The 11,762-nt window shown below is 55.7% G+C and carries 8 protein-coding genes; 6 read left to right on the top strand and 2 right to left on the bottom strand.

Annotation, left to right across the window (positions count from 1 at the left end; genetic code table 11):
• Positions 1-69 precede the first annotated feature (69 nt).
• From putP to NQ014_RS01055, 3 genes are all read left to right on the top strand, one after another.
• Positions 70-1,593, top strand: a complete 1,524-nt coding sequence (putP, locus tag NQ014_RS01065; RefSeq protein ID WP_101687640.1) for a sodium/proline symporter PutP — start codon at positions 70-72, stop codon at positions 1,591-1,593.
• A gap of 97 nt (positions 1,594-1,690) precedes the next feature.
• Entirely contained in the window at positions 1,691-2,332 is a 642-nt protein-coding gene (locus NQ014_RS01060; RefSeq protein ID WP_257073138.1) for an HNH endonuclease family protein, read from the top strand.
• 108 nt (positions 2,333-2,440) lie between these two features.
• Positions 2,441-2,941 carry a DUF2269 domain-containing protein gene (locus NQ014_RS01055; RefSeq protein WP_257073136.1) on the top strand — a complete coding sequence of 167 codons (501 nt, stop codon included), beginning with the start codon at positions 2,441-2,443 and terminating at the stop codon, positions 2,939-2,941.
• A 174-nt stretch (positions 2,942-3,115) separates the two neighbouring features.
• Here NQ014_RS01055 and NQ014_RS01050 read toward each other — a convergent pair whose 3' ends face one another.
• Positions 3,116-5,350, bottom strand: coding sequence for a DEAD/DEAH box helicase (locus NQ014_RS01050; RefSeq protein WP_373467689.1), 2,235 nt, complete (start codon positions 5,348-5,350; stop codon positions 3,116-3,118).
• 638 nt (positions 5,351-5,988) lie between these two features.
• Here NQ014_RS01050 and NQ014_RS01045 point away from each other — a divergent pair.
• Complete coding sequence (locus tag NQ014_RS01045; RefSeq protein WP_257073134.1) at positions 5,989-6,921, top strand: bile acid:sodium symporter family protein; 933 nt, start codon at positions 5,989-5,991, stop codon at positions 6,919-6,921.
• Here the strand turns inward: NQ014_RS01045 and NQ014_RS01040 are convergent.
• On the bottom strand, positions 6,918-8,300 hold the full coding sequence (locus NQ014_RS01040; protein WP_257073133.1) for an MFS transporter: 1,383 nt from the start codon (positions 8,298-8,300) through the stop codon (positions 6,918-6,920). The genes NQ014_RS01045 and NQ014_RS01040 overlap by 4 nt on opposite strands.
• Before the next feature lie 120 nt (positions 8,301-8,420).
• On the opposite strand from NQ014_RS01040, the gene NQ014_RS01035 reads away from it, so the two are divergent.
• Both NQ014_RS01035 and NQ014_RS01030 read left to right on the top strand, forming a co-directional pair.
• Positions 8,421-8,813 (top strand): (deoxy)nucleoside triphosphate pyrophosphohydrolase, encoded by a 393-nt coding sequence (locus NQ014_RS01035; RefSeq protein WP_149420935.1) that lies wholly within the window; start codon positions 8,421-8,423, stop codon positions 8,811-8,813.
• Positions 8,814-8,854: 41 nt separating this feature from the next.
• A complete protein-coding gene (locus tag NQ014_RS01030) occupies positions 8,855-11,743 on the top strand; it encodes a DUF3427 domain-containing protein (RefSeq protein ID WP_257073132.1) in 2,889 nt (962 codons plus the stop codon).
• The last annotated feature ends 19 nt before the right edge of the window (positions 11,744-11,762 follow it).

Raw genomic sequence — 11,762 nt, 5'->3', positions numbered from 1 at the left:
ACGGTTTCCGGCGTGCTGGGCAGTGCGTGAGTCCGACTGTACGCCTAATAAATAATGAGGAGTTGCCCTGTGGACCAACAAACATGGTTCATCATCGCACTAGTCATTTATCTGCTGTTGATGGTCTACATCGGTTGGACCGGATGGAAAAAGACCGCAGAGTATGACGAATACATGATTGGCGGTCGCGGTCTGCATCCGTTCGTCGCAGCACTGTCAGCGGGTGCATCGGACATGTCCGGCTGGCTGCTAATGGGTCTGCCCGGCGCGATTTACCTTTCAGGCCTGAATCAGACCTGGATTGCAATCGGCCTGGTCGCAGGCGCATGGTTGAACTGGAAGTTCACCGCACCGCGCCTGCGTAGCTACACCAAGATTGCGCGTAACTCGATTACCGTGCCGTCGTTCCTGGAGAACCGTCTGCACGATACGTCGAAGGTACTGCGCGTTTCCGCAGGCCTGATTATTCTGCTGTTCTTCACCTTCTACGTCTCCTCGGGCATGGTCGCAGGTGGCCGCTACTGGGAGTCGACGTTCGGTGGCAGCTACCTCGTCGGCATGCTGCTGGTTGCGGGGATTACTGTCGCTTACACTCTTTTCGGCGGCTTCCTTGCTGTCTCCTACACGGACGCGGTGCAGGGCATCATCATGTTCATTGCGCTGCTGACGGTTCCGACTGTCGGCATTATCTACCTGATTAACAACGGCAACTCCTTCTCGGACATCTTCAGCTTTGCTGCTAACAACCCGTACCCGGGCAGCGAGGGACAGCCGGTTGAGACCTTCTTCGATCCGTTCGCTGGCATTCCGCTAATCACGATTATCGGTCTCCTCGGCTGGGGTCTGGGCTACTTTGGCCAGCCGCACATTATCGTCCGCTTCATGGCTCTGCGTAGTGCAAAGGACGCAACTGAGGGTCGCCGCTGGGGCGTTGGCTGGCAGGCACTGTGCATGCTCGGCTCCGTCCTCGTGGCCCTGACCGCAACTGTTTTCTTCGCTACGAACCCAGATGCTTCGGTCACTGATGCGTCTTCCTACGAAACCATCTTCCTGGACATGACCCGCATCCTGTTCCACCCGCTGATTGCAGGCCTGATTCTGACTGCAGTGCTGGCAGCAATCATGTCCACCATTTCTTCGCAGCTGCTGGTGTCTTCCTCCGCGCTGATCGAGGACCTGTTCAAGGCAACGGTCAACAAGTCCCTGCGTCCGAAGACCTACATGACGCTCTCCCGCGTCGCCGTCGCGCTGATTGCCATCATCGCCGCAATCATCGCTGCTAACCCGAACAGCTCCATTCTGGATCTGGTTGGCTTCGCGTGGGCTGGCTTCGGCTCGGCATTCGGCCCGATTCTGCTGGCCGCCCTCTACTGGTCGCGTCTGAACACCCCTGGTGCTGCTGCCGGCATGATCACCGGTGCGGTTGTCTCCTTCGCATGGGGCATGAGCTCGCTCAGCGACACTCTCTACGAGATTGTACCGGGCTTCGCCGCTGCAACTGTCGTGATGATTATTGTCACGCTGCTTACCAAGGAGCCGAACGAGAAGATCAAGGAAGAGTTCGACCACGCAGCAAAGCAGGCTCTGGTCTAACGCTTTGATCTAGGCTTGGCCTCCGCTAGCCCCGCAGGCTAGCCCCGGCGCATACCTACAAGGGAACCGAAAAAGTATTTTTCGCGCCCAACTAGGTATGCGCCCTTTTTTATTTGCCATCCTGGCCGCCTCCCTGACTGCCGCCTTTGTCTCATCCTTTGCGCTTACGCGAGTTCTCGTCACCTCCTCCCCCGCGGGCTCGGAGACGGAAGCCGTCGTCAAGCAACTGCGCACCGTGCGCGTCGTCGCCGACCGCCCCACCGTCACCGGATACAAGCGCGAGCACTTCGACGTTTGGGCAGGTTCTGCCGATTGCAATACACGCCATAAAGTGTTGGCGGCGTGGTTCGGGGGCTCTGCATGTTCGCTTGACGACGGCTCCCCGCGCGAAATCCCCGACCCTTACACGGGTGACCCAGTTGGTGCGCATGAGGTCGATATCGACCACATTTATCCGTTGGCAGCGGCGTGGGATTTCGGAGCCTACGCCTGGGATTCCGAAAGGCGTCGGCAATTTGCCAACGATATCGAGACCAACCTCGTGCCCACGCGAAGCGCGGTCAACCGGGATAAAGGAGATGCCAGCCCGGCGGAATGGCTTCCCGAGGATGCGAAGGCGTGTGACTACTCGCATCGTTACTTAGCGGTGGCCATTAAATGGGACCTGCCCGTATCGTCGGCAGACTGGACGGCGATGGCCACTGTGTGTGGAATCCGCGCGAGGAAAGGCACGAAATAGAGAAAATAGTGCGAGCACGTTAAGTTAAGGACTGGTCTTAATAAAGAAATATCCAGGCCACTCCTCGCTTGAACGCGAGGCCTACATTCAGTCGTGGAAAGGTAATACGTGCAAAACGTAGTTCTTATGGTTCACGTCCTGGCGGCAATTCTGCTGCTTGGACCGGTGACTGTCGCAATTTCGATGTTCCCGAAGCTCGCGCTTGCAGCCCGCGGCGGAGAGGCTGGAACGGTCGGCGCCGCGCGCACCATGCACGCCATTTCGCGCACCTACGGCATGTGGTCGCTGCTCGTGCCGCTGCTCGGCTTCGGTGTCATGTTCACCGATGTGTCGACCTACATGAAGTCCGGGGCAATGCACGCCGCAATCCTGCTGGCTATCATCGCCTGGGCACTGCTGTTCTTCCTGGTCATTCCGCGTCAGCGTCTGATGATGGCCGGCCTCGGCATCGCTGACGAAGACGAGGACGCTGGCGATCCGGAGTTCATCGAGCGTCGCAAGAAGGCTGAAGAGCTCGACTGGGACAAGCAGAAGAGCCAGCTGGCCATGTTCTCCGGCATCTTCTCCCTGCTGTGGGTTGTCGCCGGCATCCTGATGTTCTTCATCTAGAGCTCACCGTTCAGACACAATAAAACTGCCGGTGCGCCTGTACGTTTCGGCCCGACTTTTTAGGGCTTGGAAGTACATGCGCACCGGCAGTTTTTTGTTTTCTAGGTCAGCGCCAAGAGCGGTAGTCGGTAGTCGCTTGACGACGACCACCCCCGCTCACCTCACCTAGCAGGTTTAGCGGCGTCCGCCTCGGTAACCACCGCGACGGTCATCACGGTCACCACGGTAACCACCACGACCGCGACCGCCACCACGACGATCGTCCCGACCGCGACCACGGCCACCGAAATCGTCACCGTCATCGAAGTTGCCACGGTAGCCACCACGGCCACGTCCGCCACCACGACGGTCATCGCGACCGCGACCACCACGGTATCCTCCGCGACCGCGGCCGCCATCACGACGATCGCCACGGTAGCCACCACGGCCACCGCGGTAGTTATCGCTGTCGTCGACCGAGGTGCCGTCGTCAAGCTTCAGCCCAATGAGCTGGCCGGAGATGCGGGTATCGGAGAGGTTGTTGATGACTTCTTGCGGCAGGTTGGCCGGCAGTTCAACCAGAGTGTGGTCGCCACGGATGTCGATGTGTCCGAAGTCCTTGGAGGACAGGCCACCTTCGTTGGCGATGGCGCCCACAATGGCACCCGGGCGGACGTGCTGGCGACGACCGACGCTGATGCGGTAGGTTGCGGTGCCCTCGCGGTCGAATTCGACCAGGTCAGCGCGCTTACCCTGACCGCGCTCACCACGGGAGCGACCATCGCGGCCACGGTTGCGGTCGCGGTCGAAACGATCACGGTCACGGTCGTTACGACGGCCACGCGGTGGCTCCTTCATCAGGAAGTCGCCCGACTGTGCCTGCGCAGCGATAGCAGCAGCGATATCAACCAGCGGGGTGTCGTGCTCTTCTGCGTACTCCTCGATGAGCTCGCGGAAGACTGGAACCTGCGAATCAGCAAGTGCCTCGGTCAAGTCATCAGCGAACTTCTGCTTGCGAGAGTCGTTGACCTCATCGACGGTCGGCAGCTTCATCTCGTGCAGCTGCGACTTGGTTGCACGCTCAATCGAGCGCAGCAGGCGTCCCTCACGCGGGGTGACAAACAGCAGCGCCTCGCCGGAGCGACCAGCGCGGCCGGTACGACCGATGCGGTGGACGTAGGACTCGGTGTCGTGCGGAATGTCGTAGTTGACCACATGGGAAATGCGGTCAACGTCCAGGCCACGAGCAGCCACATCGGTTGCCACCAGGATGTCCAGGCGGCCGTCCTTGAGCTGATCAATCGTGCGCTCACGCAGAGTCTGCGGGATGTCGCCGTTGATGGCCGCAGCGGAGAATCCGCGGGCACGCAGCTTCTCGGCGAGCTCCTCGGTCTCGTGCTTGGTGCGCACGAACATAATCATCGCTTCGAATTCCTCGACCTCGAGGATGCGGGTCAGCGCGTCCAGCTTGTTGCGGTGGCTGACCATCAGGAAGCGCTGGCGAATGTTGTCCGCAGTGCGAGTCTGGGACTTGACGGTAATCTCTTCCGGCTCCGTCAGGTACTGCTTGGACAGGCGACGAATCGCGGCCGGCATGGTAGCCGAGAACAGCGCGACCTGCTTGTCATCCGGAGTGTCGGCAAGAATGCGCTCGACATCCTCCTGGAAGCCCATCTGCAGCATCTCATCGGCCTCGTCCAGCACCAGGAAGCGCAGGTCGGAAATGTCCAGCGAGCCCTTCTCCAGGTGGTCAATGACACGACCAGGCGTGCCGACGATAATCTGCGCACCTCGACGCAGACCCGACAGCTGCACTCCATAGGACTGACCACCGTAGATTGGCAGGACCTGAATCTTGCCCAGGTGATCAGCAAACGACTGGAAGGAGTCCGCAACCTGCAGCGCCAGCTCACGGGTCGGAGCGAGCACCAGAGCCTGTGGTGCGCGGACGGAGCGATCAATGCGAGCCAGAATCGGCAGCGCAAACGCCGCGGTCTTACCGGTACCAGTCTGAGCCAGGCCGACGACGTCGCGGCCGCTCATCAGCGTCGGGATAGTTGCAGCCTGAATTGGGGACGGAGTCTCAAACCCAACCTTGCGAACTGCATTGACAATGTCATCTGGCAGCTCAAGCTCATCGAAGCCGACGGCGTCGTCGCCGTTGTCGTCTTTGTTCTTTTCGGCCTTCTTCTCAGCCTTTTCGGACTTTTCGGTCTTTTCCTCGGCGGCCTTCTCTTCGACCACCGGTGCTTCCTCGGCCACTACATCCTCGGCCTTCACAATTGCGTCCTCGCGGTTTTCGCGCTGATCCTCGCGGTTTTCCTCGACGCTGCCATTCATTTCATTATTAGCCATTTGGGGCTCTTCCTGGGCCTTTTCGCCCGCACACTCAATATTCAACAGTTGATTACTCACAGTTGGGTCGCACATACATGACCCGCCCAATTTACGTTCTTGTTTTTCAGTGCTCTCACGTCGGAATTGCGATGACATCGCTTCTCTTGCACATACTTCGAAAAATTGCGCCCAAACCCAATTCAGCTTTTACTTCCGAGGAGGGGCGCCCATCATGCACTATGCACTTTCAAGCGTTTCACCAGCGAATTTATACCGCTGCCAGATTCTCTGCGACATTGTCGTCAGGATTTCACACCGACTGCCCAGACTACGCCACCGTCGGTCAAAAAACCATTTCCTGTCCGCAAGGTCACAACACTAGGCGGTCGATTTCTTGGATGAGGCCCCGGCGCTGGGGCCGTCGTTAAGCGAGCGCATTGCACCCACTTCGGGGTGCCTATTTTGTAATTTCCTGGGGTGAGGTGGCTAACATTTTCCCTACAAGTTTGTACACATATCAGCTATTTTCCGCCGTGGAACACCCACCGTTCGGCGGACTTTTGCAACTACACAACGTATAAACCCAAGGTCGCTCGAAAATGCCCAGCAATAGTAATTCATCTGAACCGCAGCCGTCATCGCCCCGGCAGTCCCCGCTAAAACCACATTCTACTGACGAGGTTTCTGGGAATGGCGGGCAGGCGGATAAGGAGCCGTCGAAGCTCTCGGCAATGATTGAAGTTCTCGGGTTTCCGGGCTTTATTTTGGCGGGTTCGGCGCTGGCATTCTTCTTCCCCGCCCCGTTTACTCCGCTGACGGATTACATCACGTACTTCCTGATGATCATCATGTTCGCGATGGGCCTCACCCTGACCATCCCGGACTTTAAGCAGGTCGCTAAGCGCCCGTTGGCGATTCTCTTCGGCGTCATTGCGCAGTTTGTCATCATGCCGCTGCTGGCGATTGCCGTGGCTGAAGCCCTCGGACTCAACCCGGCACTCGCCGTCGGCCTGCTGATGCTGGGCTCCGTCCCAGGCGGCACCTCATCGAACGTTATCGCTTACTTGGCACGCGGTGATGTCGCGCTGTCCGTCGCCATGACCAGTGTGTCGACGCTAGTTTCGCCAATCATGACGCCGTTTCTCATGCTCGTGCTTGCCGACGCGCACACGGAGGTCGACGGCCTCGGGATGGCGTGGAGCCTCTGCCAGACAGTCCTCCTGCCTGTGGTTGGTGGCCTGATCATTCGCTTTGTGGCCGACTCGTTTATTAATAAAATCCTGCCGATTCTGCCGTGGATTTCCATCCTCGGTATCGGCGGCGTGGTCTTCGGTGCCGTGGCCAAGAATGCGGAGAGCCTGGCGCACATTGGCCTCATTGTGTTTGTGGCTGTAATCATCCACAACGTGCTGGGCTACGTGCTCGGCTTCTTTGCAGGCCAGCTGGTCGGGATGCCGACTGCGGGCAAGCGCACGGTGGCCGTGGAGGTCGGCACACAGTCCGCTGGCCTGTCCTCCGGTATGGCAGCGAAGTTCTTTACCCCGGAGGCCGCGCTTCCCGGCGCGGTGGCCGCTGTGGTGCACAACATCACTGGCGCTATCTATGTGGCTATTTGCCGAAAGCTCGATGAAGGCAAGGAAACTAGTAAATCCGCTTCTGCTTAAGCTGTCTTCGCTTCGGCTTCTTTGGCTCCGCTGTTCGACGAGTGGGCTGGTAGAGTCTCGCGCCCGAAGATCCAGCCCACCATTGCGACCAGCGAAATGACACCGCAAACAAAGAAACCGGCCTTGAATCCTGCGGCATCCACGATTGCGCCGACAATCAGCGGGCCGGAGATTGCTCCGAAGTCCTGAGCCATTTGGAAATTGGCGAGCACCTTTCCACCTTGGCGGTTGGCGCCGATGACGTCGGCAAGCACAGCCTGCTGCGATGGATTAATCATGCCAGCGCCAAAGCCCGCAAGGACGGAGAGAATCAGTAGCGGAATGGCGCCGCTGCTAAATCCGATAGCGCCCGTGAACACGCCGTTGATAAATAGCCCCGTGATGAGCAGAGGGCGACGGCCGATGCGGTCGGACAAACGACCTGAAAACTGCAGTGCCGTAACATTGCCGAGTGCGAAGGCCGTCAGCGCGAAACCAGCTGTGGCAGTGGCAGCTACTGCCCCATCGCTGCCCGGTTCTGGGGCACCGACATGGGAAAACGTTGCCGCAGCGAACAGCGGGACAATCGCGACGCGCACGCCGAAGTTCGACCAGCCGTTGGCGAAAGCTCCGACTAGTGCGCTTCGATATGCCGAGTCGCGGATTGCTTCGGAGAACTTCAGCACTGGAGTCGTGCGCTTTGGCACTACGTGGCGAAGGTGCTCTGCACTCAGCGACATGCCGACCACAATCGTTGCCACAATCAGCGCGCCACCGTAGATGAAGAACGGCACCCGCATGCCCCATGCGCCCATTGCAGCACCAATGATTGGGCCAAAGACATTGCCCAACAGGAAGGCTGTGCCGTAGGCGGCCGAGCTCTTACCGCGGATCTCCGGCGGTGAAATCCGCACAATCAGCCCCATTGCCGAGACCGTGAACATCGTCGAACCGATGCCGCCGAGTGCACGAAACGCCAGCAGTTGCCAATATGTCTGCGCAATACCGACGAGCAAAGTCGAGAACGCGACGATACTGATGCCGGTTAGGTACGTGCGCCGGTAACCGAGCTTCTCTACTAGTGAGCCCGATGCCGGCGCGAAGATTAGCCGGAAAATGGAGAATGAACTGACCACGAAGCTGGCCGCGAACACACCCACATCGAAGCTGCGCGCGTACTGCGGCAAGATTGGCGCGATTAGCCCGAAGCCCAGCGCGATGATGAACGCAGCGCTGACCAGAATCCAAATCTCTCGCGGAATCGGCTGTTTAGTCCGGTCTAATTCACCCTGCCGAGGATTCAGACCTTGTGGTTTGCTTCCCACCTCCGATGCGATATCCGGCTGAGATTCGCACTTTGCTTTACGACGAAGCAGGTCGCGCGAACGGGAAGCTGACAAGGTAACGGTCCTTTCTACTGTGCAAAAGAGAACATAAGAGGCCCAAGAGTTCACCATAGCCCGATCTGCAAACAGTGACGATTACTAGAATGAGGCGCAATGACAGAACGCGGAGTTGAGATGAAAAAACGAATCGAAGTTGTAGGTGCCGTTCTTACCTACGAAGGAAAAATATTCGCCGCACAACGCGGCCCAGGTCGCTCGATGGAAAACTATTGGGAATTCCCCGGTGGAAAGATCGAAGAAGGCGAGTCCCCTCGTGAGGCTCTAGCCCGTGAACTAAGAGAAGAGCTAAAACTTGACGCTGAGATCGGGAACCACATTCTCACTGTCGACCATGAGTATGACTTCGCCGTTATCTCACTTGCGACATACTTTTGTTCCGTTTCTTCTCCCGAAATCAAGCTAACGGAGCACACTGAATATCGTTGGTTAGAACCGGTCGAACTTTATTCCGTTGATTGGGCGCCAGCGGACATCCCTACAGTCGACATTCTTGTAAACGAACAGTAATCAATACAAGCGACGCAACGTGCATTTAGTATGCTAAAACAATGATGAATTCCCTGGTCGGAGACCTACGCTACGGCTTCATCGATAAGAACATCGTTGCCGACAAAAAATACAATCCCCGACTCATTCGCAACGATGAGTCGGCCACTATGTACAATGCGCTCCGCGAGGAGCTACGCACCGCTACGAGTTTCATATTTTCAGTAGCATTTATTTCTCCGGCCGCCCTTGCCATGCTGAAGGAGGATCTCCTTCAGTTTTCTGGCCCAATGACGATCATCACGTCGAACTACCTTGATTTCAATTCACCATCGATGTTCAGAGAACTACTCGAAATTGAGGGACTGAACATCTACATCTACCCTGAGGATCATCACCGGGGTTTTCATCCAAAGGGATACCTCTTTTACAAAGAGGTTGAGCTTTCAGCCATCGTCGGCAGCACAAATTTGACGCAAAAGGCGCTCCAGGAAAACGAAGAGTGGAATCTGCACTTTTCCAGTCACCAGAATGGTGATATCACATTCCAAATTGAGACGGCCATTGATATGCAACGTAACCGTTGCATCCCACTAACTCATCAATGGGTCGATGAGTACGAACAGAACCGCGTACCTCCAGTTTCGAAAAACACGCACACAAAGTTGCTGCCCGAGGGCCCAGTTATCGCCAATCAAATGCAGCAGGTAGCGCTGTCGAATATCGCTGACTTGAGGCAGTCAGGCGAGCGGAAAGGCCTCATAATTTCCGCTACCGGCACGGGGAAGACGATCCTTGCTGCACTAGCAGTTAAAGAAGCACAGGCCAAGCGCGTCTTGTTCGTTGCCCACCGGGAACAGATTCTGGAAAAGACTAAGAGTGAGTTCCAAAAGGTACTTGCCTACTCCGGTTCTGAGCTTACGGAGGCCGACTTTGGACTCTTGGTTGGTGGGAAAAAAGAAACTGATGCACGATACCTTTTTGCCTCAGTTCAATCCTTGTATTCCCAATCGACTTACAAAACCTTTTCTCCAGATGCCTTTGACTTCATCATTATTGATGAGGTTCATCGTGGCGCTGCTAATTCCTACAAGCCAGTTTTTGAATACTTCAACAGTGAGTTTGTCCTCGGCTTGACCGCAACTCCCGAGCGTCCAGATTCAGGGGACATCTTTCGCCTCTTTGATTTCAACGTTCCTTACGAAATCCGACTGCAAGCCGCTCTTGAAGCCGACATGCTCGCACCATTCCATTATTTCGGTGTCACCGATTTTGATGATGGAGTTCGAGCGATCGGTGATAAGACTGCATCCATCGATGCTCTCGTCGCTGAAGATCGTATCGACTATCTCCTGGAGAAGCTCCGTGTCTACGGGTTTCCTGAGAGAGTTAAGGGGCTCATGTTTTGCAGTCGGAAAGGCGAAGCGAAAGCGCTATCGGAGCAGCTCAACCAAAAGCAGCTCTTTGGCCGGCAGCTACGGACGAAGGTGCTTCTAGGTGAAGACTCAATCTCGACACGAAATGCTGTCGTAGCGGAGTTATCTGCCGGCGAACTCGACTACATCATCACCGTTGATATTTTCAACGAGGGCATCGACATTCCGGCAGTAAATCAAGTAGTGATGCTGCGCGGCACCGAATCAAACATCATTTTTACCCAGCAGCTGGGCCGTGGCCTTCGCAAAGCCCCAGGAAAAGACCATCTCCGAGTAATTGATTTCATTGGAAACTACAAGAACAATTACATGATCCCGATGGCTCTTTTCGGAGATTCATCTAGAAATAAGTCGAAGCTCAAGAGCAAAGTCGTTGATCCCTCGAATATCCCATCGGGCTCCACTGTGAGCTTTGATGAAATTGCCAAGGAGAAGATCCTTAAAGCCATCGATACAGCCTCGGTGGACACGATTGCTGAATTTAAAAAGGATATTCAACTTCTCCAGTACCGACTGAATCGTGTACCACGACTAATGGATTTTGCTCGATTCAATCTCGTTGACCCTACAGTCATCTCGACCAGGCGTACCAAGAATTATTGGGAACTCCTGCACCAGGTGGACAAAGCAGCAACAGGACCAACGGATAAGCAGAGTGAATACTTGAAGTTTTTGTCCCGCGAGCTACTTCCCGGAAAGCAACCCCAAGAGTTACTTCTACTTGACCAGCTTATTAAGCATGGTTCCATCACACGTGAAGAGTTTTCAGAATTACTCGACACAAGGGCTGTTTCTCACAGCGAGCTGGATCTCTCTGTTGTCGAACGAGTACTCAACCTCGAGTTTTACCCGAAGCGGGCCTACGAAGAAATTAGATTGGTCCGGTACGATGACGAAACCTCACGTTACAGTCTGACTGAGGAATTTTTGACTTTATACAACAAGTGGGATTCGTCATATCCAAACAGCTTTCGAGAGCATGTGGATGACATCATTCAAACTGGTCTTTTCCTGTCCCGCGAAAATGATTATTTCACGGGTGTACTTCGCCGCAATCAACGCTATTCCAGAAAGGATGTTTCTCGTCTTTTGAGGCTTCGGTCGGATCAATCAGGCACGCTAAATGGCTATAAGATTGATTCCCACTCGCAGACGATTCCAATCTTTGTAAACTACCGAAAGCACAAGGGGCTTGCTCCTCGCATCGCATACGAGGATGAATTCATTGACCATTCGACGATGCGTTGGTTTACACGTTCAAATAGGACGCTAAAGAGTCAGGAAGTCCAGAGCATCATCCAACATAAATTCCCTATCCATTTGTTTGTACGCAGGGATGATTTACCAGATGAAGGATTCACCTACCTTGGCGAAGCCACTCCAAGTGATCCCCAGCAAGCAAAAATGAAGGGGGTTAAGGGGAAAGACTCGAATGTTGTCACAATGAAGCTTCACCTTGAACATCCCGTTCCCGACACATTCTTCGAGTACCTTCACGCAAAGCCGATTGACTAACGAAAGCCAAACCCCTACC

Source organism: Corynebacterium sp. 5QC2CO (assembly GCF_024580435.1).
GTDB classification, from domain to species: Bacteria; Actinomycetota; Actinomycetes; order Mycobacteriales; family Mycobacteriaceae; genus Corynebacterium; species Corynebacterium jeikeium_D.
The sequence above is the reverse complement of the archived record's forward strand: the minus strand, read 5'-3'. Positions and strand labels throughout refer to the sequence as shown.